General features: G+C 58.0%; 23 protein-coding genes. 15 read left to right on the plus strand and 8 right to left on the minus strand.

Going from position 1 to position 22,930, the window contains the following annotated elements; genetic code table 11:
- Positions 1–41: 41 nt before the first annotated feature.
- Together LRS06_RS13605 and LRS06_RS13610 are read right to left on the minus strand one after the other, a co-directional pair.
- Positions 42–767 (minus strand): TVP38/TMEM64 family protein, encoded by a 726-nt coding sequence (locus LRS06_RS13605; protein WP_257871971.1) that lies wholly within the window; start codon positions 765–767, stop codon positions 42–44.
- 110 nt (positions 768–877) lie between these two features.
- Complete coding sequence (locus LRS06_RS13610; RefSeq protein WP_257871972.1) at positions 878–1,771, minus strand: DUF2167 domain-containing protein; 894 nt, start codon at positions 1,769–1,771, stop codon at positions 878–880.
- Positions 1,772–1,959: 188 nt separating this feature from the next.
- Between LRS06_RS13610 and LRS06_RS13615 the strand changes: the two genes are divergently transcribed.
- The 4 genes from LRS06_RS13615 to LRS06_RS13630 all read left to right on the plus strand — a co-directional run bounded on the left by LRS06_RS13615 (position 1,960) and on the right by LRS06_RS13630 (position 6,083).
- Complete coding sequence (locus LRS06_RS13615) at positions 1,960–3,099, plus strand: cystathionine gamma-synthase (protein WP_257871973.1); 1,140 nt, start codon at positions 1,960–1,962, stop codon at positions 3,097–3,099.
- A 105-nt stretch (positions 3,100–3,204) separates the two neighbouring features.
- A complete protein-coding gene (locus LRS06_RS13620) occupies positions 3,205–3,921 on the plus strand; it encodes a GDSL-type esterase/lipase family protein (RefSeq protein ID WP_257871974.1) in 717 nt (238 codons plus the stop codon).
- A gap of 116 nt (positions 3,922–4,037) precedes the next feature.
- Entirely contained in the window at positions 4,038–5,297 is a 1,260-nt protein-coding gene (locus LRS06_RS13625; RefSeq protein WP_257871975.1) for a hypothetical protein, read from the plus strand.
- Positions 5,298–5,423: 126 nt separating this feature from the next.
- The gene (locus LRS06_RS13630) at positions 5,424–6,083 is read left to right on the plus strand and encodes an SIMPL domain-containing protein (RefSeq protein ID WP_257871976.1); all 660 of its coding nucleotides are present in this window, start codon (positions 5,424–5,426) and stop codon (positions 6,081–6,083) included.
- 69 nt (positions 6,084–6,152) lie between these two features.
- Here the strand turns inward: LRS06_RS13630 and LRS06_RS13635 are convergent, their stop codons facing one another.
- The gene (locus LRS06_RS13635) at positions 6,153–7,166 is read right to left on the minus strand and encodes an OmpA family protein (RefSeq protein WP_257871977.1); all 1,014 of its coding nucleotides are present in this window, start codon (positions 7,164–7,166) and stop codon (positions 6,153–6,155) included.
- 308 nt (positions 7,167–7,474) lie between these two features.
- On the opposite strand from LRS06_RS13635, the gene accD reads away from it, so the two are divergent.
- The 4 genes from accD to nth all read left to right on the plus strand — a co-directional run bounded on the left by accD (position 7,475) and on the right by nth (position 11,183).
- Entirely contained in the window at positions 7,475–8,371 is an 897-nt protein-coding gene (accD, locus tag LRS06_RS13640; protein ID WP_257871978.1) for an acetyl-CoA carboxylase, carboxyltransferase subunit beta, read from the plus strand.
- Between the two features lie 227 nt (positions 8,372–8,598).
- Complete coding sequence (locus tag LRS06_RS13645) at positions 8,599–9,339, plus strand: OmpA family protein (RefSeq protein ID WP_257871979.1); 741 nt, start codon at positions 8,599–8,601, stop codon at positions 9,337–9,339.
- 253 nt (positions 9,340–9,592) lie between these two features.
- Entirely contained in the window at positions 9,593–10,300 is a 708-nt protein-coding gene (locus LRS06_RS13650) for an OmpA family protein (protein WP_257871980.1), read from the plus strand.
- Between the two features lie 124 nt (positions 10,301–10,424).
- Positions 10,425–11,183, plus strand: a complete 759-nt coding sequence (gene nth / locus LRS06_RS13655) for an endonuclease III (RefSeq protein ID WP_257871981.1) — start codon at positions 10,425–10,427, stop codon at positions 11,181–11,183.
- Between the two features lie 48 nt (positions 11,184–11,231).
- On the opposite strand, the gene LRS06_RS13660 is transcribed toward nth, so the two are convergent.
- Entirely contained in the window at positions 11,232–11,681 is a 450-nt protein-coding gene (locus LRS06_RS13660; RefSeq protein ID WP_257871982.1) for a hypothetical protein, read from the minus strand.
- Positions 11,682–11,840: 159 nt separating this feature from the next.
- On the opposite strand from LRS06_RS13660, the gene LRS06_RS13665 reads away from it, so the two are divergent.
- Together LRS06_RS13665 and LRS06_RS13670 are read left to right on the plus strand one after the other, a co-directional pair.
- Positions 11,841–12,824, plus strand: coding sequence for a radical SAM protein (locus LRS06_RS13665; protein ID WP_257871983.1), 984 nt, complete (start codon positions 11,841–11,843; stop codon positions 12,822–12,824).
- A 113-nt stretch (positions 12,825–12,937) separates the two neighbouring features.
- On the plus strand, positions 12,938–13,450 hold the full coding sequence (locus LRS06_RS13670) for a gamma carbonic anhydrase family protein (RefSeq protein ID WP_196953793.1): 513 nt from the start codon (positions 12,938–12,940) through the stop codon (positions 13,448–13,450).
- Between the two features lie 72 nt (positions 13,451–13,522).
- On the opposite strand, the gene LRS06_RS13675 is transcribed toward LRS06_RS13670, so the two are convergent.
- Positions 13,523–14,854, minus strand: coding sequence for a hemolysin family protein (locus tag LRS06_RS13675; RefSeq protein WP_257871984.1), 1,332 nt, complete (start codon positions 14,852–14,854; stop codon positions 13,523–13,525).
- Between the two features lie 251 nt (positions 14,855–15,105).
- On the opposite strand from LRS06_RS13675, the gene LRS06_RS13680 reads away from it, so the two are divergent.
- The 5 genes from LRS06_RS13680 (at position 15,106) to LRS06_RS13700 (ending at position 20,907) form a co-directional block, all read left to right on the plus strand.
- Entirely contained in the window at positions 15,106–17,256 is a 2,151-nt protein-coding gene (locus tag LRS06_RS13680; protein WP_308239907.1) for a cytochrome c biogenesis protein CcdA, read from the plus strand.
- 100 nt (positions 17,257–17,356) lie between these two features.
- Positions 17,357–18,484 carry an isoaspartyl peptidase/L-asparaginase family protein gene (locus tag LRS06_RS13685; RefSeq protein ID WP_257871986.1) on the plus strand — a complete coding sequence of 376 codons (1,128 nt, stop codon included), beginning with the start codon at positions 17,357–17,359 and terminating at the stop codon, positions 18,482–18,484.
- A 537-nt stretch (positions 18,485–19,021) separates the two neighbouring features.
- Entirely contained in the window at positions 19,022–19,486 is a 465-nt protein-coding gene (locus tag LRS06_RS13690) for an Lrp/AsnC ligand binding domain-containing protein (RefSeq protein ID WP_196953789.1), read from the plus strand.
- Positions 19,487–19,954: 468 nt separating this feature from the next.
- The gene (locus LRS06_RS13695) at positions 19,955–20,740 is read left to right on the plus strand and encodes a toxin-antitoxin system YwqK family antitoxin (RefSeq protein WP_257871987.1); all 786 of its coding nucleotides are present in this window, start codon (positions 19,955–19,957) and stop codon (positions 20,738–20,740) included.
- The gene (locus tag LRS06_RS13700; RefSeq protein WP_257871988.1) at positions 20,644–20,907 is read left to right on the plus strand and encodes an energy transducer TonB; all 264 of its coding nucleotides are present in this window, start codon (positions 20,644–20,646) and stop codon (positions 20,905–20,907) included. The genes LRS06_RS13695 and LRS06_RS13700 overlap by 97 nt, the downstream gene beginning before the upstream one ends.
- A gap of 92 nt (positions 20,908–20,999) precedes the next feature.
- Here LRS06_RS13700 and trxA read toward each other — a convergent pair whose 3' ends face one another.
- The 3 genes from trxA to LRS06_RS13715 all read right to left on the minus strand — a co-directional run bounded on the left by trxA (position 21,000) and on the right by LRS06_RS13715 (position 22,896).
- On the minus strand, positions 21,000–21,329 hold the full coding sequence (gene trxA, locus LRS06_RS13705; protein ID WP_135397675.1) for a thioredoxin: 330 nt from the start codon (positions 21,327–21,329) through the stop codon (positions 21,000–21,002).
- Positions 21,330–21,521: 192 nt separating this feature from the next.
- The gene (locus LRS06_RS13710; RefSeq protein ID WP_257871989.1) at positions 21,522–21,905 is read right to left on the minus strand and encodes a hypothetical protein; all 384 of its coding nucleotides are present in this window, start codon (positions 21,903–21,905) and stop codon (positions 21,522–21,524) included.
- 76 nt (positions 21,906–21,981) lie between these two features.
- Positions 21,982–22,896 carry a TIGR01777 family oxidoreductase gene (locus tag LRS06_RS13715; protein ID WP_257871990.1) on the minus strand — a complete coding sequence of 305 codons (915 nt, stop codon included), beginning with the start codon at positions 22,894–22,896 and terminating at the stop codon, positions 21,982–21,984.
- Positions 22,897–22,930 lie beyond the last annotated feature (34 nt).

A 22,930-nucleotide genomic window follows, 5' to 3' on the forward strand; every position in this document is an offset into this window, starting at 1 on the left:
TCGCCCGTTTTTTTTGCCGAAATACCGCAAGATGCTGAAATTCAGCTGAAATTTTTGTGCTCTTTTTCGACGCCTTTTTGCAGCACGCGCTTTAAGGCACGAGTAAACAGGTAGTAAAGACCAAAGGCGGAAACGGCCAGCAGCAGCGCCACCAGCACCTTGCCCAGCGTGCCCGTGTCAGGGTCCTGAATGAGCAGCAGCACATCCTGCGCCTTGGTGCCAAGCCAGTAGAAAAACAGCGTACGAGGCAGCATGCCAACCACCGAGGCCGTGAGGAACTGCCGGCGCGGCACTCCTACCACAGCCAGAATGAACGTGATGAGTGCAAACGGCAGCACCGGCGAAAGGCGCGTGAGCAGCACCAGCCGCCAACTGTCGCCGCGCAGCTCGTGCATCACGGCATGGGCCTTTGGGAAACGCTCCAGCAAGCGAATAAGCTTGCCTTTGTCGAGGGAGGTAGCCAGCATATGCCCGAACAGCGCCGCCAGCATGTAGGTGAGCAGCATACCAGGAAAGCCGGCCCAGTTGAAGTAGAAGGCCGTAATGAGCACTACCACCGTAGTGTGCGTGAGGGCCAGCGTCATGGCTATGGCTACCACCCCAAAGTACAGCAGCATTTCCCAGGCCGTAGGCTGAGCCAGCAGCTCGCGGTTGTGGTGCAGCACCCAGGCCAGCGCACTATCACCCAGCAGCGGGAGCAGGGCCAGCAGCAGCAGTAGCGCCAGGGTGGATTTATTCTGGTGGAAAAGCTCTTTCAGGAAAGCCATAGGCAGCGTAAAACAAACAGGCCAGCTGGAAACAGCTGGCCCGAAGGTAGAACGAAAGAATGAGCCGAAAGGCTACATGTTCCGGATTGGCTGGTCCCGGTGTCTGCTGCCTACTCGTCTTCAGTCTTGCCCCCGAAAAAGCGCCGGATGGCCGTCCAGCCGCCTGCTACCAGGGCCAGAATGACTTTCCAGAACTTGGCAAACAAGGCCAAAGCACCCGCTTTGGCCAGAACCTTGCCGGCCACCAGCCCGCCAATCCCGTAGGCCGCTACCTCATCGAGCTTGGGGTTGAAATCGGCGTACTGCTGGCCTTTGGCAAACTCCACGCTTTTGATGATGGCGGGAATGGTGCGGCGGATTTCGGGTAGCTGGGGCATGCTCCCAATGGCGTTGAGGTTGAGCACGCCCTTGCGGCCCAACACGCGCACGTTATAATTGAGCGTGGTTTCAGAGGTGCCGCTGAAGCGCAGCTCTTTGGCCCAGTGGAGCACGTTGAGCTTCGCGTCGTAATAGGGTTTGGCGGCCCAGCCGATCAGCAAAACGCGGCCGAAGCCGGCCTTTTCCCGCTCCTCGTTGGCTTCTTCGGTATCGTCCTGCATTTCCTTGAGCAGGTCGTGGTAGTCGATGTCGGCGGCATCATCGTCCTCCACGTAGCCCGAGGGGTCGTACTCAATGTCGAAAGCCCAGTTGTTGTCCGACAGAGGGCCCCGGTCGTCGGGCAGCAGCATGCCGAGGGAGCCGCCTTCGGGGTTTCCCCAGAACTTGGTCAGCACATAGTTGCTTTGTTCGGCGTCGAGGAAGCGGAAACCCTTGGGCACATCCAGTGAGCCTAAGTTATCGGGCAGGACAATGTGCCCGGTCTGGTAGTGAAGGGTAGCATGAACCGAATCGACGTAGGCCTTTTCCCGGTCAACGGAGTCGGCAGGTGCTGGTGGGATAGGGGCCGCGGCGGCGCGCAGGTGGAGGCTGGCCAGCGCGGCCAGCAGGAGTAGCAGTCTTTTCAAGCGACTATAGGTAAAATTGAGGATAGGCTTTACCCGACAAGATACCGCCGCCCGGCGCAGGATTGCAAGCGTAACTGGCTAGTGGAGTGAGAAAAAGTCCTGCTCTGCCCACGCCGCGCTGCCTCTGCCCAAACCCTTCTACCTTTGCGGCAGTATTCCCAGCCTCTGCCCAACCTCAGCATCCACCCATGAAATTCGGAACCAAAGCCATCCACGCCGGCGTGCATCCCGACCCTGCTACCGGGGCCATCATGACGCCTATCTACCAGACCTCAACCTACGTGCAACGCTCCCCCGGCGACCACAAAGGCTACGAGTACTCCCGCACCCACAACCCCACCCGCTCCCAGCTGCAGGATGCGCTGGCGGCCCTCGACAATGGCAAGCACGGCCTGGCTTTCGCCTCCGGTATGGCGGCCATCGACTGCATCGTGAAGCTGCTGCAGCCCGGCGACGAGGTTATCAGCACCAACGACTTATACGGCGGCTCTTACCGGCTTTTTACCAAGGTGTACGCCACCTACGGCATCAAATTTCACTTTGTGCCCATGCACGACATGGCCGCCGTGGAAGCCGCCGTGACGGAGCGCACCAAGCTGATTTGGGTGGAAACCCCCACCAATCCGCTGCTGAACGTTATCGACATTGCGGCGGCCTCGGCCGTGGCCAAAAAGGCCGGGGCCCTGCTGGTGGTCGACAACACTTTCTCCACGCCTTACCTGCAAACCCCGCTGGAGCTGGGTGCCGATATGGTGATGTACTCGCTCACCAAGTACATGGGCGGGCACTCCGATACCGTGATGGGCGCCGTGGTAGTGAACGACGACGAGCTGCACCAGCGGCTGAGCTTTTTCCAGAATGCCTGCGGCGGCACGCCCGGCCCCCAGGACTGCTTCCTGGTGCTGCGCGGCCTCAAAACCCTGCACGTGCGTATGCAGCGCCACTGTGAAAACGGCCGAAAGGTAGCCGAATACCTGAAGGCCCACCCCAAGGTTGAAAAAGTGTTCTGGCCCGGCTTTGCCGATCATCCCAACCACGCTGTAGCGGCCCGGCAGATGCGCGACTTTGGCGGCATGATTTCCTTTGTGCTGAAAGGCGACCGGAAAGAAGACGCCATTGCCGTGCTGGAGAAATTTCAGCTGTTTTCCCTGGCCGAAAGCCTGGGCGGCGTCGAAAGCCTTTCGGGCCACCCCGCAACCATGACGCACGCCAGCATTCCGGCCGAGGAGCGCCGCAAGGCCGGCCTCTCCGATTCCTTGATTCGGCTGAGCGTAGGCATTGAGGATGCCGAGGACTTGATTGAGGACCTTGCCCAGGCAATTGGGTAAGCGGCACTATCTGGTGCTATATGAAGTTAAGCGAAAGGGCCGGCAATCTAAGCCGGTCCTTTCTGGCGTATAGGCCTCATCTTTTCTCCATTGACTTCCGTGCTGATGCGTATCCTGTTTGTATTGCTGCTGGTGCTGGGTTTTGGCTGCTCCTCGTCCGGGGAAGAGCCCACGCCCACGGCCGGGCCGGCCATTACGCCCCTGCCCGCGCCAGCCGGTCCTGCCATCAGGTTTCTATCCCTCGGCGACTCTTACACCATTGGGGAAGGGGCAGCCGAGGCTGACCGCTGGAGTGTGCAGTTGGCGTGGCTAGCCCAGGCACAGGGCCTCAATCTGCAACCGCCTACCATTATTGCCCGCACCGGCTGGACCACGGCCGAGTTGCAGAGTGCCATTCAAGAAGCCAATTTGCCGAAAGACTTCGGGCTCGTGTCGTTGCTGATTGGGGTGAACAACCAGTACCGCGGGCAGCCGCTGGCCACCTACCGCACCGATTTCCGGCTGCTGCTGCAAACGGCCATTCGACTGGCGGCTGGCCGCCCCAGCCGCGTGCTGATGCTCTCCATCCCCGACTGGGGCCGCACGCCCTACGCGCAGAGCCGCAATCCGGAGCGCATTGCCTCAGAAATTGACCAGTTCAATGCCGTGGCGCAAGAAGAAAGCCAGGCGGCAGGTGTAGCCTTCGTGGATATTACTCCTGCTACCCGCGCCGCGGCCGGCGACGTCACCCAGTTTACTGCCGATGGGTTGCACTATTCCGGCCAGCACATGGCGCAGTGGGCACAGCTGGCGCTACCGGTGGTACAGCAGCAACTGAAGTAGCCTATACCACCAGCCGGCGGATATGGGCAAGAAGGGGATTTGCCGTAGTTTCGGGGCGTCTTGTTGCTGCTCATGAAAACTTCTTACCAATACGCCTGGCTATACCTTCTGTTTTTGTGCTGCTGCTGCTGCTGGTGCCGCGGGCCGGCTACGAGGGCGACGTGGACTGCTGGACCCGCTGGGCTACTTTTATTTATGAGAACGGTCTGCCCAACGTGTATGAGCTGCCGGATAACAACTATAACCCGTTCTATCACTATGTGCTCTGGCTGTACGGCAAGATGATGGGCAGTACGGGCAAGATTTTCCACTTTCGCCATTATCTCAAGGCCTTTACGCTCCTGTTCGACTTTGCCGGGGCTATTCTGGTAAGTCGGTTTGTAGCCGGGGCCGAGCGGCGCTTTATTCTGTCTTTGCTGCTGCTGTTTAATATCGGCTACCTGTACAATACCCTGGTATGGGAGCAGGTAGACGCTATTTTTACCTTTTTCGCGCTGGCGGCGGTGGTTGCGGCGCTGCGGCGGCGCACTATTGCCAGCACGCTGCTCTATGTACTGGCGCTGAATGCCAAAACGCAGGCCATTATCTTTTTGCCGCTCTTGCTGCTGCTATGGCTGCCGCAATGGCTGAGCACCGGGCGCCGCCAGGTACTGCCGGCCCTTGGGGCAGCAGCCGGGCTACAGGCGCTGCTGCTGTTTCCCTTCCTGGTGCTGGCCCGTCAGGATGCTTGGCCGCACATCGTCAACCTGAATCTGCACGCTGCCGATATGTATCCGTTCATTACGATGAATGCCTACAACCTATGGGTGCTGATTCACCCGGATGGCCCTTTTCACTTTGTGTCCGACTGGCACGATACTACCGTGGGCGCCGCCGGCCTTACGTACCGGCAATGGGGAATGGTATGCTTTATGGCAGCCTTGGCAATAGGGCTGGTGCCAGTTGCTTTGCTGAGTGTGCGCACTTTTCTCTCGCGCCAGTTGCCTGCCTCCAGCCGGGAGCAGGCCATAATATTTCTGACTGGGACCCTGATTCCGCTGCTGTTTACGTACTTCAACACTCAGATGCACGAGCGGTACTGGCACTCGGCGCTGCTGTTTCTGGCGGCCTATAGCTTCCTGACGCGACGCTACGTGCTGTTTGTCTTGCTGTCGTTTACTTACTTCCTGCAGCTGGAAACGATGTTGCATTTCCTGCAGCTGAAAAACTATAAGATCCTGTTTTTCCACCCCTGGTTTCTCACGGGCATGTTTACCCTCATCATGGTGGGGGCGTACGTGTCGCTGTACCGGCTGGCCCGACCGGCGCGTTTATGGGCTGAGGTGCGTCAGCATCTGCGCCCGGCTTGCGCTTCTCCTTCTCTTCAGTCGGTTTGAGGCAAGAAAGGAGCCTGAGTTGGCAGCTCGATAACAAGGGGAAAGCTACATTGTAAATATTAATGGCCTGATAGATACTCTATGATGAAGCGTTTTATCTTGCTAATGCTGCTTGCTGGCCTGAGTATGCAGGGGCGTGTATGGGGACAGACAGCTGCGCCGCGTGCCAAAACCATTATTGTATATGGTAGTGCTACCGAGGAGCTGGAGCCGGAAAAAGCGGAGCTGCTGCTCACTTACCGCTTTTCGGACAACGTGAAAGATGCTGACCGTGCCCGCGAGCAGCAGCAAAACCTGCTGGCCGTTTTACGCGACTTTGCCATTGCCCCCGAAAAGCTAATTGTATACAACGTATCAGCTTCCAGCTCGGGCGGAGTTTACAAGGTTGCCAACGCTACCGTTTTTCTCACCAAGCAATACAAGCTGGTAGTTGAAAAACCAGCCATCATGGACGAGCTCATTCCAAAGCTCATTCAAAGCGGGGCCGACAGGGTGGAGGCCGTCAACCTGATTAGCAGTAAACTCGCTGACTTCCGGCTGCAAGTCATAAGCAAGGCCCTGGCTGATGCGCGCACCAAAGCCCAGCACGTTGCCCGGCAGATGGGTACTTCCGTCGGAAAGGTATACTCCGTGACGGAAATAGTGCCGGTTGCTTCACGGTCGGAAGCTGATCTGCCGTCTCTTTATAAAATGCAGGGCTACGCAGAGCGGAAAGATCAGGAAGAAGTAAGCCTACGCAAAATCGTAGTCAGGGCAAATTTCAGCGTAGAGTACGAGCTTCCGTAAGGCTATGTCCCATAAAGAAAGCCCCGCCCAACGTATCCGTGGAGCGGGGCTTTCTTGTCCTGAACTCGGCTACTTCGTGCCCGTAGTTGAGTTGGAGCCCAGGATCTGGAACAGCTGATCCAGCTTGGGCGTGAGAATAATTTCGGTGCGGCGATTCAGGGCTTTGTTGGCGGGCGTATCGTTGGCCGAGACGGGTACGTACTGCGCGCGGCCCGAGGCCGTCACGCGCTCTGGGGCCACGCCGTTGGTGGAAAGCAGGCGGGCAATTTCGGTGGCGCGCAGCACGCTCAAATCCCAGTTGTCCTGCATACCGGCGGTGCCTTTCAGAATGGGTACGTTATCGGTGTGGCCTTCCACTACCACGTTCACGTCTTTCTGCTCCTGCAGCACGGCGGCCAGCTTTTTCAGGGCCTCCTGGCCTTTGGGGTCTACTTTCGTGGAGCCCGATTTGAACAGCAGCTGCTCTGAGAGGGACACGTACACTTTGCCGTCCTTCATCTTCACCTGCAGCTCCGAGCCCTGGAAGCCGCGCAGGGCGTTGGCCACGCTGGTGCGCAGGTCATTCACGGCCTTGTCCTTCTCTACCAGCGCCTTTTCCAGCTCCTGAACGCGTACTTCGCGCACTTTCAGGTCGGTATTCAGCTTGTCGATGTCGGCTTTACTGCGTTTGAGCGTGGTTTCCAGCTCACCCAGCTCGGCTTCGCGGCGGGCCAGGTCGCGGGCTACCTTATTGTAGTCGTCGGCTTTGTTGGCGAGGGCGCGGTCCGAGTTCTTGAGCAGCTTGTCGTAGGAGTCGGTCAATTGCGTGTAAAGCTGGCGGGTGCGGCGCAGGGCGTTGCCGGTCTGGGCCGAGTCTTCGGCCAGGCGCTTGGTTTGCAGGCGCAGCTCGCTCAGCGCATCCGTCGATTTCTGGAGCTCGGCTACCGCTTCGCGCTGCTGCCGCTCGGCCGTAGCCAACGACTGCTCGGTGGCCGCCTGACGGGCACGCAGGTCATCGTATTTTTTGGAAGCCACGCAGCCGGGCAGCAACGTTGCCGAGGCCAGGGTAGAAAGCAGCAGGAAGGCAGAAGCAGTGTTTTTCACAACCAAAAAGTAAGTTAATCCTAAACGCAGAGGCCGGTTTGTCAAATCAACCAATGCCCGGGCAAGGTAGTTACTTCGGCGGTTTCGTAGCAGCGTGGGCGGGCACTTAAGAGCGAAGGGGCGCCGATATACGCCGGCTCGGCAGCTCACCGTGGGCAAAAAGCCGCACAATAAAGAAAGGCCGGCATTACCGGCTGCCGGCTTTTGCGTAATTTGGATGCTACCTTTGTCATCGTCGGCCGAGGCGCCGCCGTATGGACCCTTCCGATTTTCAGCTTCCAGCTCCTACTTCCCAGCAACAGTCGCCCATGTCTTGGTTTAAGCGCGTAGAAAAAGGCATCGTCACCCCGACGGACCAGAAAAAGGAAACCCCCGACGGCCTGTGGTATAAGTGTCCCGAGTGCAAAACCGTGGCCCCTATGGCCGAGCACAAGCGCCTGCTCTACACCTGCGCCAAGTGCAACTATCACGACCGGATCAATTCCGCCGAGTATTTCGAGGTGCTATTTGATAACAACCAGTTCACGGAGCTCGACGAAAACCTGACGTCCGGCGACCCACTGCACTTCGTCGATACCAAGGCGTATCCGCAGCGCATTGCCGCCACTCAGCGCGCCACCGGCCTGCAGGATGCCGTGCGCACCGCCCACGGACTTATGAACGGCCAGGAGCTGGTGGTAGCTTGCATGGATTTCAAGTTCATCGGCGGCTCAATGGGCTCGGTGGTAGGCGAAAAAATTGCCCGCGCCATCGACTATGCCCGCCAGCACCGCGTGCCGTTCCTGATGATCAGCAAATCGGGTGGGGCGCGCATGATGGAAGCCGGCTATTCCCTGATGCAGATGGCCAAAACCTCCGCCAAGCTGGCGCTGCTGTCCGAAGCCGGGGTGCCTTTCATCTCCCTGCTTACTGATCCTACCACGGGCGGTGTCACGGCGTCTTTCGCCATGCTCGGCGACTTCAACATCTCCGAGCCGGGCGCGCTCATTGGATTCGCCGGCCCGCGCGTTATCAAGGAAACCATCGGCAAAGACCTGCCCAAGGGCTTCCAGAGCGCCGAGTTTGTGCTGGAGCACGGCTTCCTTGATTTCATCGTCGACCGCAAAGAGCTGAAGCAGCAGCTCACCGATTTGTTGCACATGGTGCAATCTTCTGCCTCAGAGGCCGTTGAAGCAGCTTCGGTGCCAACCCGGCAGACCCGCTAAGCTTGTGCCGCCAATTTAGGCCCGTATTTTGATTAAAGCCCCCAACCAGTGCATACGGTGCCGGTTGGGGGCTTTTTCATGGTCTCGCCGTACCTATGCAGGCAAGTTTTGGCAGCGTATAGTGCCGCTGCTATGTTTGCCGAACATTTTTCTGCCGAAATCAGTAAGCACACCAAACTCCCGAATTTCCCGTTTCCCTTTTTTCTCTTTCACCAAGTTTCATGCAAATGAACTCTCGCAAATCGATTCTCTCCCTGTTCATGGCCATGGTAATGTTCCTCGGCTCATGTGCTTCTTCCAAGCCCGCCAGCGACGGCAGCCTGCCGGAAGGCAATGGCTCGGGTGCCCGCAAAACCGGCATGAGCAAAACCGCTAAAGGCGGTATCATCGGTGCCGGTGCCGGTGCCGTGGCTGGTGGCGTACTGGGCCGCGTAATTGGCGGTAAGAACGGTACGGCTGCTGGCGCTATCATCGGCGCTACCGTGGGTGGTGCCAGCGGTGCCCTCATTGGCCGCAAGATGGATAAGCAGGCCGAAGAGCTGCAGCGCGACATGGCCAACGCCAAAGTAGAGCGCGTGGGCGAAGGCATCAAGATTACCTTCGACTCGGGCATTCTGTTCGATACCAACAAGAGCGACCTGCGCGCTGCTTCGATGACGGAAATCCAGAAAATGGCTGAAGTCCTGAAGAAGTACCCCGACACGAACGTGCTGGTAGAAGGCCACACCGACAACTCCGGTTCCGACGCCATCAACCAGCCGCTGTCGGAGCGCCGGGCGCAGTCGGTAGCTAACTACACCGTAACGCAGGGTGTAGACGCTGCTCGCGTATCGACCAAAGGCTACGGCTCCTCGCAGCCCGTTGCCGACAACACCACGGTAGAAGGCAAGCAGGCCAACCGCCGCGTGGAAGTTGCCATCTATGCCAACGAAAAGATGAAAAAGGCTGCCGAAGCAGGCAAGCTGTAATTCGCTTTTCGCCGCAACAATCCATAAAAAAAGCCGCCCGTCTGGGCGGCTTTTTTTATGGATTATCCTGGAAACTCAGCCTTACTGAATAAGAAAATGTTTTCTTGAAAAGGGCCCTTGATGTTTATTAAAAGCCCTTTTTGCAGGAAACGAAACCTGAAAAACTACTTTTGGCAAGGTGGTTGCAAACCGCTCTTCAGCAGGCGTTGCCAAGGCGCTGCTTTCCTTTACTGAGTACTAACCATTTCCTCCCATGAAAACGCTCCAATCTTCTTTCGCCTTGTTACTGGCCTTCGTAATGCTGCTGGCCGGTACTGTTTCTTCGCAGGCCCAAACGACCACCAAAAAGCCCTGGAGCAAGACGGCCAAAGGCGCCGTAATTGGTGGCCTCGGCGGGGCAGCCGGGGGTGCCGTATTGGGCCGCGTTATTGGCGGTAAAAAGGGCACTGCTAAAGGGGCCATTATCGGGGCGGCCGTGGGTGGGGCCGGTGGTGCCCTCATCGGCCGCCGTATGGACAAGCAGGCGGAAGAGCTGCGCCGTGAAATGGCCGGAGCTACCGTTGAGCGCGTGGGCGAAGGCATCAAGATTACCTTCAACTCGGGCATTCTGTTCGCCAAAAACTCGTCGGAGCTGACGGCTACGGCCCAGCAGAACATTGCGGAGCTGGCCAAAACCCTGGTGAAGTACGGCGACACCAACGTGCTGGTAGAAGGCCACACCGATATCAGCGGCAACGACGCCATCAACAACCCGCTCTCGATTCGTCGGGCGCAGTCGGTGGCCAACTACACGCAGCAGCAGGATGTGGACGCCTCGCGCTTCACCGTGAATGGCTACGGCTCCCGCCAGCCCATTGCCGATAACTCGACCCTGGAAGGCCGCCAGGCCAACCGCCGCGTGGAAATTGCCATCTACGCCAACGAGAAGCTGAAAAAAGCAGCTGAGCGTGGCGACATCTAAGCCAGCTGCAGTTCTCGGTTCCTTTCCCGCAATCCGGCGGTGCCTGCGTGGTGCCGCCGGATTTTTTGTGTGGCCGGCGCAACGGCGGGTGCAACTTGCACGGCCGGGCGGCGGTACACGCTGTATGCCCGAGCCCACCGTTACCTACACCGCTACGCCCGCCGAAAAAGCCTGGCAGGACCATCTGCTGCTGAATGCTTTTTACGGCCTACTCGATACCACCCCGCGCCGCACGCCCATGCGGGAGCTCATCAGCACCGTGCTGTCGCACCGCACCACGCACCGCGACGAAGAACTGGCCTACAACCGGATGCTGGAAAGCTTCGGCGACTGGGAAGGCGTGCTGCAGGCGCCCACGGCCGAATTGGCGCACGCCATCCGCACCACGCGCTGGCCCGATACGCAGGCTCCGCGTATTCAGGAAATCCTGCGCCGCATTAAGGCAGAGCAGGGCGAGTTTACGCTGGATTTCCTGGCTGACTGGCCGGTGGAAAAAGGGCTGGCGTGGCTGACTGACATGCCCGGCATCGGGCTGAAAACGGCCTCCCTAGTGTTGCTGTTCAACTTTCAGAAGCCGGTGCTGCCCGTGGATACGCACGTGCACCGCGTGGCCCAGCGCGTAGGTATGATCGGCCCGAAAGTTTCCACAGAGAAGGCACACCACGCACTGTTGGAGCTGCTCCCAAAGGATGCGGCCGTACTCCTTAACTTTCACAAGCACAACTACTGGCTGGGTCAGCACATCTGCTTTTTTGCCAAGCCCGACTGCCCGCGCTGCCCGCTGAAAGGCTTCTGCAACTATTACCTGGAGCACTACGGCCCCGCCGATGCGGCCGCGCTGGCCTCTACGCCCGCGCAGTGGCTGGGCGAGAAGCTGCACTAGTGCCGCTTAACTAGCGTAGCTGGTCGAGGCGCTGTTGTAAGGCATCGGTCAAAGGGTGGAGATAAGCCGGAAGGTTTTCTTTTTGGTATCGATAAGCCAGTAACGACGCTGCTCCCCGTTCTGTACCTCCAAATAATAACCGCCCCAGTCACCGGCATCGGGCTGCCCGATTACCACATCCTCCTTGGCAAGCAGGGTAAGGGGAATTTGCTGAACCAGATCTTTCACCGCGTCGAACTCGGCCGTGGTGCGGGCTGTATAGGCGCCAGCGTAGGGAGAAGCGCTTGTCGGGTACTCATCTTTGGTGTCTTCGGCTAATGACTGGGCAGCTGTATCGAGCTTATAAATTTCGATGCACTCCTCGCCACTGCATTCACCATAGTAAGAGCCAAACAGCACCGTACTGTTCTCGAGCGTGAGTGCTTTTTCGGGGTTGTCTTTTGCGCACGAAAACAGTCCAAGGGTGCTCAATACGGTCAGTACGATTGAAGCTTTCATAACAAGTGGAATCTACGTTGGTTGAGATACACGAAGGAGGCCTCTCAGGGCAAGAAACGTTGCATCAACGGGGCTTTTTTTAGTCCTGTCTGCAAATGGATAGAATGGCGCTGCAGGGTATAAGCGTTAGCTCCATCAGCTTATAGTGTACTTTTGGTTATGCGTCTGGTTCGTCATCCGGTTTTGTGCAATTATTACGTCACGTACCGGTGCAATGCGCGCTGCTCGTTCTGCGACATCTGGGAGAAGCCTTCCCCCTACATCCAGCTTGACGACGTGGCCCAAAACCTGCGCGACCTGAAAGCACTGGGCGTTTCGGTGGTGGATTTTACGGGCGGGGAGCCGCTGCTGCACCGCCAGATTCACGAGTTTGTAGGGCTGGCGCACGACATGGGCTTCATCACCACGCTCACCACCAACTGCCTGCTTTACCCCAAGTACGCCGAGAAGCTGCGGGGAAAGGTGGATATGCTGCACTTTTCGCTGGATGCCTCCGAAAAGGAAGTGCACGATAAAGGACGCGGCGTGGCCTGCTACGATTTCGTGCTCGAAAGCATTCGGGTGGCGCGGGAGCTGGGGGAGCGGCCCGATATCCTATTCACTGTGTTCCGGGAAAATATCCACGACCTGGAAAAGGTATACCAGGAAATTACCCAGCCCAACAAGCTGGTGTTGATCCTGAATCCGGCTTTCGAGTACAACAGTGTCGCCACCGGCGAGCAGCTTACCCTTGAGGAATTAGACTACCTCACCGCCTTTGGCAAGCGCAAAGGCGTGTACTTAAACGAAGCCTTCATACAGCTGCGCCGCGACGGCGGAAACCACGTGGCCGCACCGGTATGCCGGGCCGCCAGCACTACGCTGGTGATTTCACCGAGTAACGAGCTGGTGCTGCCTTGCTACCACTTGGGTGAGCGGAAATTTCCCATCGAGGGTAAGCTGCGCGAGCTGTACCACTCGGCCGAGGTGCAGCAGCTGGCCGCCTTGGAGGGCCGCCTGCCCCAGTGCGAAGGCTGCACTATCAACTGCTACATGCAGCCCAGCTTCGCCGTCGAAACCAGCAAGTACTTCTGGCAGGCCTTGCCCAGCACGCTCAAGTACAACTGGGAAAAAGGCACCTGGAAACGGATGCTGACGCGCTGAGGTAAAGGTGAGCTACGAAACAAGGTTATTGCTTCAGTGCGCTTCTTCGCAAGAACAGTATTTAGCACATTTTCCACATTCATTCCACATTAGCACATTCCCCTATTCCCTGCATGCCTGCTCTTATTCTGCCCGTTCACGGGGTATTACCGCAGTTTGGTTCCGACTGCTTTCTGGCCGATAATGCCACCATCGTTGGCGACGTGGTGATGGGCCACAGCTGTACCGTGTGGTTTACGGCCGTCATTCGCGGCGACGTGAACAGCATCCGCATCGGCGACAAAACCAACGTGCAGGACGGCGCTATTATCCATTGTGCCTATCAGCGGGCATCTACTACCATTGGCTCCCGGGTAAGCATCGGGCACCGGGCCATTGTGCACGGCTGTACCCTGGAAGACGACGTGCTGGTGGGCATGGGCGCTATTATCATGGACCACGCGGTGGTGGGCACGGGCTGCATTATTGCGGCCGGCACGGTAGTACTGGAGAATACCCAGTGTGAGCCGGGTTACCTGTACGCCGGCGTGCCGGCCCGGCGCATCAAGCCCGTGACGGAAAAACAGCGGGCTGCACTCGCCCGCACCGCCGACAACTACGTGCTCTACGCCAGCTGGCTGAAGTAATGCTATAGGTTTCGGAAGCTAAAAAGCCCCGCCGGAACCGGGCGGGGCTTTTTGATAGCAGATTCCGGCTCCTTACCCTTCGAGCGTATCTTCGAAGCCGGACTCGTTTTGCTCGGGACCGGTGACACGCAGCTGCACCAATTCCACGGCGCGGCCGGAGCGTTGCAGCACCCGAAACTCGTAGTTGTCGAGCACGGCCACGTCGCCTACTTCCGGGATATTGCCGTAAATCAAATTCAGCAGGCCGCCCACGGTTTCGTAGTCTTCGCCCTCAGGCAGCGGGTAGGGCAGGTACTCGTTGGCGTCGGAAATGGCCGTGGCGGAGTTAACACGGAACTCGGTGGCCGACATTTTCTCTACGGCCGGAATTTCGTTGTCGTACTCGTCCTGGATTTCGCCTACCAACTCTTCCACAATATCTTCCATCGTGACGATGCCTGACACGCCCCCGAACTCGTCGCTCACGATGGCCATGTGCATGTGCTTGCGCTGAAATTGACGCAGCAGCCGGTTGATTTTCTTGGTTTCGGGCACGAAGTAAGCCGGCCGCATGATCTTGGCCAGCTCCACGGTTTCGTGCCGACGAATAATAGGCAGCAAATCCTTCACGTAAAGCACACCCACGATGTTATCAATATTGTCCTGATACACCGGAATGCGTGAAAATCCTTCATTGAACACCGTTTCAACCACCAAGTCGGCGGGCGTATTCACGTTGATGGCCGAGAGCTTGGTGCGGGGCACCATAATCTGCTTCACCATCCGGTCGTTGAACTCGAACACGTTTTCAATCAGCTCGTGCTCTGAGTCCTGGATTTCGCCGCTCTGCTTGCTTTGGTCCAGCAGCACCCGAATTTCCTCGGACGTGTGGGCCGCCTCCCCGTGAATAGCGTGTACCCCAAACAACGACAGCACCAGATTGCTCAGGCGGTCGAGCATCCAGATAAAGGGGCGCAAAACGAAGTAGACGATTTTCAGGGGCCAGGCTACGGCCAGGCTCACCATTTCGGAGCGTTGCAAGGCCAACACTTTAGGCGCTTGCTCCCCGATAACAATGTGCAGGGTAGTGATAAAGGTGAAAGAAAGGCCAATCGAAACCCAATGCATCCACTTCGGGTCCAGCGTCAGATCCACCAGGCTCAGCGCTCCGGTAATCACCTTTTCGGCTACACTTTCCCCAATCCAGCCCAGCAGCAGCGAAGCCACCGTGATGCCCAGTTGGCAGGCGGACAGATAAGCATTGAGATTTTGCAGGATTTTCTGCGTTTCGCGGGCCAGTTTGTCGCCATTTTGGGCGCGCAGGTCAATCTGCGAAGCCCGGACCTTCACCAAGGCGAATTCGGCTGCCACGAAAAACCCGTTCAGCAACACCAGCAGAACGGTAAAAAGTATTTGTAAACCCATAGATGCGGGGAGAAGCTCACGCGGCCCGGTTCCCCTAAGTACCACAAAAGTACGAGAATCCGTCCATGCGGTTGGCGCACCGGCAGCCCGGGAGCCAGCCGACCATCCGGGCCGCAACCTTCGCGGAAAAATTGTGCTACTTCTTCCTGAACTTTGTTGCGTACGAGCAGCTGCCGTACCCTGCTTTTGCTTTTGTGCTTATGCCCCTTGCTTTTCGACTATTTCTGCTTTCGCTTTTGCTGCTGAGATTTTTGCCAGATCCGGTTGCCGCCCAGGTACTTACCCCATCCAAGCTCACCAGCGCCGTCAGCCAGCCGTCGGGCCGGGTGGGGGAGGAGCTGGACCTGATTGTGAATGCCCGCATCGACGAGAAATGGCACCTCTACGCCACCGACTTCGACCCCGACCTAGGCCCCACGGTTTTCACCTTCACTTTCGCTAAAAGTCCCGCTTACGAGCTGGTAGGCAAACCCAAGTCTATCAGCAGCAAAAAGAAGTACGACGACGTGTTCAAGGGCGACGTCACGTATTTCGAAGGCACCGGCCAGATCCGCCAGCGCATCCGCCTGCTCCAGCCCGGCACGCTTACCATCAAAGCCGAGACGGAGTTTCAGACCTGCACCGATGTAGATGGCCGCTGCATTCCCGGCGAGCAAAGCCTGAGCTTCGGCCCGATTGAGGTAACGGGTACGGCCGCGGCACCACCTACTACGGCCGCCGCTATGCCTGCTGCTGCTGCCACGGCGTCTGGGGCTGCTCCGGCAGCTGCAGCTGCCGCCAGTCCGGCTCCCCCTACCGATACGGCCACCGCTGCTTTGGCTTCTGCGCCTAGCGTCGTGCCCGCTGATACTGCTGTTACGGGTGCCCCGACCGCAAATACAGCTACGGTGGCACCAACCAATATAGCCGCCGCTACGGCGCCGGCTACCAGTTTGTGGAGCTTTGCTTTAGCAGCCTTTGTATCGGGGCTGCTGGCGCTGGTTACGCCCTGCGTGTTCCCGCTGATTCCAATGACCGTTTCCTTCTTCACCAGCGGAGGCGGCACGCGGCAGCAGGGCATCTTCAAAGCCATGGTCTACGGCTTGTCCATCATCTTTATTTATGTGGTAGTAGGCTTGCTGGTGACAGTGCTGGCCGGAGCCGATGGCCTCAACCTGATCAGCACGCACTGGCTGCCCAACCTTATCTTCTTCGTGGTGTTCGTGGTGTTCGGCCTATCATTCCTGGGGCTGTTCGAAATCACCCTGCCCCACGGCATGGTCAATAAAATTGACGCGCAGGCCGACAAAGGCGGCTGGGGCGGCATCTTCTTTATGGCTCTCACGCTGGTGGTTGTGTCGTTTTCCTGCACGGGACCCATTGTGGCTACCATCCTGAGTTTGGCGGCCCAGGGCGAGCGGCTGACGCCGATTGTGGGCATGCTAGGCTTTTCCCTGGCCTTCGCGCTGCCCTTCACGCTGTTTGCCATCTTCCCGGCCTGGCTGAAAAACCTGCCCCGCTCGGGTGGCTGGCTGAACACGGTGAAGGTGGTGCTGGGCTTCGTGGAGCTGATGCTGGCCCTGAAGTTCCTGAGCATGGCTGATCTGGCCTACCACTGGAACCTGCTTTCGCGCGACATTTACCTCGTCCTCTGGATTACCCTTTCCGGCCTGCTGGGGCTCTACCTGCTGGGCCGCTTCAAACTCTCCCACGATTCCGACCTGCCGCACCTGAGCGTGGGCCGTCTGCTGATGGCCGTGCTGGCGTTCAGCTTCATGACCTACCTGGTGCCAGGTCTGTTCGGGGCCCCACTGCCGCTGCTGGCCGGCTACCTGCCCCCCCAGAGCCGCCACGACTTCACCCTGGCCGGAGCGGCGCCAGCAACCCCGGCTCTGGCCGCTGTCAACAGCCAGTGCGAGGCCCCGCGCTACGCCGGGTTTCTGGAGCTGCCGCACAACCTGCCGGGCTATTTCGACCTGGAGCAGGCCAAGCGTTGCGCCCGGGCCGTGGGCAAGCCGCTGTTTATTGATTTCACCGGCCACGCCTGCGTCAACTGCCGCAAGATGGAAGCAACCGTGTGGCGCGATCCGCAGGTACTTAAGCGTCTGCGCGAAGACTTTGTAGTGGTAGCGCTGTATGTCGACGACAAAACCGAGCTGCCCCAGGCTGAGTGGTACGTATCCCGCCACGACAACAAGCAGAAAACCACGCTGGGCAAGAAAAACGCTGATCTGCAGCTCACGGGCTTCAATGTGAATGCCCAGCCGTACTACGTACTCCTCGACCCCAACGCCCCGACCGATCTGGCGCACACGCTGGCTCCGCCGATGGCCTACGAGGCCGATGCCACCAAGTTCCTGCAGTTTCTGGATGCCGGCCTGGCCCGCTACCGCCAGCAAACTCAGCCCGTAGCTACGCGCTAGCGCCCATTTCTGCGCAGCCCGTACCTTGCACAACCCGTCTGGCCGCCAGCTGCTGCCGGGTGGGTTGTCTGCTTTTCGTCTGCTCCATTTTTCGTTTGCCATGAAAAAGCTTTTCGTACTTCTCTCGGGGTTGTTGCTGAGTTCCGCGCCCATGCTGGCACAAGTAGCCACTAGTGCCACGCCCGCTGACGCGCCGTCGGTAGATGCCAGCCGCATCACCCTGGTCATTCACGGCGGGGCGGGTACTATTACGCGGGCCCTGATGACTCCTGAGAAGGAAAAAGCCTACCAGGAGGCGCTAGACCAGGCCCTGCAGATCGGCTACGCTATTCTGAAAAAGGGCGGTACCTCGCTCGATGCCGTAGAAGCCACCGTGCGCTTCATGGAAGACTCGCCCCTGTTCAACGCTGGCAAAGGAGCCGTGTTCACCCACGAGGGGCGCAATGAGCTGGATGCCTCCATTATGGATGGACGCACGCTGAAGGCCGGCTCAGTAGCGGGCGTGACGGTGGTGCGCAACCCCATCAGCGCCGCGCGGGCCGTGATGGAAAAGTCGGAGCACGTAATGCTGACGGGCGCCGGGGCCGAGTTGTTTGCCCGGGAGAAAGGACTGGAAATAGTGTCGCCCGAGTATTTCTATACCGAGGCCCGCTACCAACAGCTGCAGAAAGCCCTGCAGGCCGAAAAAAGCGCGGGCACGCCTGATGAGCTCAATGCCCCTACCAAGCCCGCGGCCCTGCCGCAGAAAACCAAGATAAAGCTCAAGAACGGCCGTCAGCCTACCGGGGCCATAGAAAACATCTTCACTGAAGGCAAAAAATACGGTACCGTAGGCGCCGTAGCCCTCGATCAGTACGGCAACCTGGCCGCTGCCACCAGCACCGGCGGCATGACCAACAAGCGCTACGGACGCGTCGGCGACGCGCCCATTATTGGGGCCGGTACCTACGCCGATAACAGTGCGTGCGCAATATCCTGCACCGGCTGGGGCGAGTATTTCATCCGCGCTACCGTAGCGCGCGACGTAGCGGCCCGCGTGGAATATCAGCACGTGCCCGTGCAGCAGGCCGCACAGGCGACCATCGATAAAGTGGGCCGGATGGGCGGCGACGGGGGGCTGATTGCGCTGGATGCGGCGGGCAACGTGGCCATGCCTTTCAACTCCGAGGGGATGTATAGGGGCTATATCAAAGCCGATGGAAAGCCTCAGATATTAATATATAAGTAACTGAATGCAACCGTTGCCACAATAAAAGCCTCTACTGCATCGATGTAGTAGAGGCTTTTATTTGGCCTGCCCGCAGGCTTTTATGCAGGAAAAAACAGACCTTTGCGCGATTTTTCACGGGAAAAGCTTCGGGGTGAGGCCAGTAGGTAGGCGGGTTATGGTAGGTACAAAAAGAAAGGCTGCACCCACCCAGATGCAGCCTCCTGATAAAGGACGCACCCACCCAGATACGTCCTTGTTTTTTTCTCCCCCACAAATCATCCCTGATAATAGCTGTAGAAGAAGGATTCGAACCTCCACGGAGTGGTTAGCCGGCCGCCGGACCAGTTTTTCCCGAATCTCCACCCCCGAGAGAGGAGGGCATGTCTGCCAGTTTCATCATTCTACAAGATGTCCCGCGCCGTTTGCGTTGGATTATGACAAAGGTAAAAATGAATCCCTTATTGTAAAATACTTGCAGACAATTTGCTAAAAATTTACATTCTTTTTAATAAACAGTTCATTTGCTTGAAAAAACAGCAATCATAGTTTTTGAAAATGGCTCGTAATTACGAACTTGATGACACCGACCGGAAGATTTTGGCCCTGCTGATAGATGATGCCAAGATGCCCTACACGGAAATTGCCCGTAAAGTCCACGTTTCGGGGGGGACGGTGCACGTACGCATGGCGCGGATGGAGGAATTAGGCATTGTGCGGGGGGCTACCCTCAACATCGACTACGCCCAACTGGGCTACGATATCAACGCCTTCCTTGGGATTTACCTCAACAAAAGCTCGGTATATAACAGCGTAGCCGAGCAGTTGAAGGCCATTCCCGAAATCCTGAGCATTTACTACACCACCGGCAACTACAGCCTGTTTGCCCGCATCATCTGCCGCGACACCAACCACCTGCGGGAAGTGTTGCACGACAAGATTCAGCTGATTGAGGGAATTGAGCGCACAGAAACTCTGATTTCGCTCGAAGAAACCCTTAACCGCCCTATTCAACTGCTCTAAGCTCTCAGCCGCGCACCTGTTGCAGCCTGCCCCGCCATTCCTTGGAGGGGCAGGCTGTCTGTTTTTTATAGCTGCTGCTACGTCTGGTTGTTTACTGGTTTTAACGAGTAGCAGTATTTATAGCAGTTTCACGAAGGGTGTAGAGACGCCTACTTGCGTCTCGTCATTGAAAAAATAAGCGACACAGACGACAAGACGCGAGTACGCGTCTCTACAAACCAGATACATTGTTCAAGAAACTGCTATAGCATTATTGTGAGATGAAGACTGTTGCTATAAAGTGCGTTATAACTAATCATGTAATCGAACAATTTTCTGAGCTGTATAAACAGAAAGGCGCGTAAATGAGTGGGAGATAGGATAATGGCAAAGCGGAGAGAGTAGAAATTGCCGGTATTTTTTAGGTCTTCCGGCGGCTGCTTGCGTACTTCTGTTTTGTATATTTAGCTTCTCCCAATCCAGCTGCGCATGAAGACACTCGTACTTATCATTGGATTGTTTTGCTTATCGGGAGGTGCTATAAGCCAGAGTATGCCGGCTATTTACCTCAATGAGCAGGGTGAGGAAGTGGTGCCCGACAGCGCCACCCACTACCGCATCATCGACCGCAAAACCGACGCAGGCTATACCATCCGCGAGCATACCATCAATGGCACCTTGCTGCTGCGGGGTACCTTTGCCAGCATCGACCCGGTGTGGCGTACGGGCTTGTTTACGTGGTACCATCCTAACGGCACCAAAGCCAGCCAGGTACACTTCGAAGACGATGAGCCGGCCGGCGTGTACGTGGCCTGGTACGAAAACGGCAAAGTGCGGGAGCGAGGCCAGTTTGAAGAAGGCCAGCGCACCGGCCGTTGGGTAACCGTACACCGCAACGGGCAGAAACGCTCCGAAGGTCGATACCTCTACGGGCGGCCCGTGGGCGAGTGGCGCTACTACTACGACAATGGCCAACTGAGTGCCATTGAACTGCTGAACCGGGCCAAGGGCCCAGCGCTGGCATTCTTTAACCTGGATGGCAGCCCTTTCGTCGGCAAGCTGCAGCGCCGCCAGATGCCGGAATTCCCCGGGGGGAGCAGGCTTTGCTGGATTTCATTAGCCGCAATACCCAGTACCCGCGCGACACGCGCCGCAAGGGCATCAGCGGTAAAGTGTACGTGTCGTACACAGTTGGTGAGGACGGCCGGGTGGGGCAGGTGCGGGTTGTACGTGGTCTGGCCCCGGAGGCCGACAACGAAGCCCGGCGCGTGGTAGAACGGCTGCCGCAGTTTCAGCCGGGGCGCGAATACAACGTGCCCACGGCTGTAACCTACACAGTGCCTATTTCCTTCGCGCCCAACTTCAGCTTGTTTGGGAGCTCCAAGCCGCCCCGCACCCCGCCCACCGAAGCCCGCGCCAACTTTCCCGGGCAGCAGTATTAGGCCGTTATACAACCTGGCAAAGCAAATAAACCACAAACAAAAAGCCCCTCGTGCGCTGGCACGAGGGGCTTTTTATATGATCCGTAATGCGCCTAAGCGGTTACCTGAGCGTCCAGTTTCTGGGCCAGAACGTGCTTGGGCACGGCGCCTACCTGCTTGTCCACAATCTGCCCGTTCTTGAACACGAGCAGCGTAGGAATGCTGCGAATGCCGAATTTGGCGGACGTCTGCGGGTTGGAGTCTACGTCCACTTTGCCGATAATGGCTTTGCCTTCGTATTCGCCGGCCAGCTCTTCTACTACCGGGCCTACCATGCGGCACGGGCCGCACCACTCGGCCCAGAAGTCCACGAGTACGGGTTTATCGGAGTTGATGATCTGGTCGAAATTCGCATCGGTGATTTCGATGGCTTTATGTCCCATGATAGAAAGGGGTTTGTGGTGATGACAACGTGAAAGTGCTGCTTACGAAACTTGGGCCCGCAAGGTAGCAGATTGCGTTTCAAACAAGGAGCGCGCCGGAAAGTTCAGTCGGCCAGGTTGGCAGCTTTACTGTGCTCTTAGCATAGTCGACTGCTGACCAAACCCGGCGGCTCGCCACCAGAAGCCGGCTACCTATTTTTTATCGACTACAAACTGATAGGCCCGGGCATATTCCTGGGCCCGGTTGCGGAGCTTGTAGAATACGTACAGGTTGAAGAAGTGCATGGCCCCCAGAATCAGGATGATGGTGCCGATTTTGATGCTGAGCGTTTCCACGCTGGCCTGGTAGCTGTTTACGGGCTCGGTTGTGCGCAGCGTGAGCGTGGCGTAACCGATGTTGACGAGGTAAAAACCCATCAGCAGCAGCTTGTTGACGGAATCGGCCAGCTGCTCGTTGCCATGGAAGATATCCACCAGAAACAGGCGGCCGTTTTTGAAGAGCGTGCGCGCTACCCACACCGTAAGCAGCACCGTAACGGGCAGATACACACCGTACACCAGCAGATGATAGTTCATGGCTTGAAAGAGTTAAAGGTGAAAGGAGAAAAAGGTGAAAAGAGAAAGTTGGGTGTATCAAGTACGCGGCTGTAACTCAAGGCAGCTTCGGCAGCAAATCGGCCAATGCCTGTTGGCAAACCGGGTAATGAAACCGAAAACCGGCTTCCAGCAGCCGCTGGGGCACCACTTTGCGGCTTTTTAAAATCAGCTCGGTTTCGGTGCGTAGCAGGAAGGCGCCTATTTCCAATAACCACCGGGGCTGCGGCAGGTGCCAGCGCGGCCGGTAATGCTGGTCGAGCAGGGCGTTGAACCCCCGGTTGCACAGCGGCTCCGGGGCGCACACGTTGAAGGTGCCGTCCAGCGCCGGCTGCGCCAGCAGAAACTCCACTGCCCGGCAGAAGTCCTCCACGTGCAGTACCCATTGCTGCCCGTCGCCCTGCGGGGTGCTGAGGCCCCAGCGGGCCAGTCGCGCCATCACGGGCAGCGCTCCGCCATCGGCACCCAGTACAATAGCCGTGCGCAAAGCCACGCGCCGCGTGCGGGGCGTAGGAGCCAGCCAGAACTCGGCTTCCCACTTTTGCGCCACCATCTCCGAGAAGTTTCGGCCAATACGGCCGCTCTCTTCCGTATTGGCTGGCGCCTGGCCCGTGGTATGCTGGTAAATGGTAGCCGTAGAGGAGTTCAGCCACACCGCTGGTGGGGCCTGGCACTGGGCCACGGCTTCGCCCAGTACCCGTGTACTTTCGGTGCGGCTACGCGTAATAGCGCGCCGGTTGGCAGCGTGGTAGCGGCAATCCACCGATTTGCCGGCCAGATTCAGCAGCACCGCCGCACCTTCCAGCTTCCGGGCCCACGGCCCCAGTGTGCGTCCGTCCCAGCTTACCTCTCCGAAGCGCTGGGCGCGTCGGGTAAGCGTGAGCACCTCGTACCCCAGCTTCCGAAAATGACGGGCCAGGTGCCGCCCCAGAAAGCCGTTGCCACCGGCCAGCACCATCAAGGGTTGATTCATGGAAGTAAGAGGTGAAGGGTGGAGAAGAGAAAAA

Origin of the sequence: Hymenobacter sp. J193 (assembly GCF_024700075.1) — a bacterium.
GTDB lineage: Bacteria > Bacteroidota > Bacteroidia > Cytophagales > Hymenobacteraceae > Hymenobacter.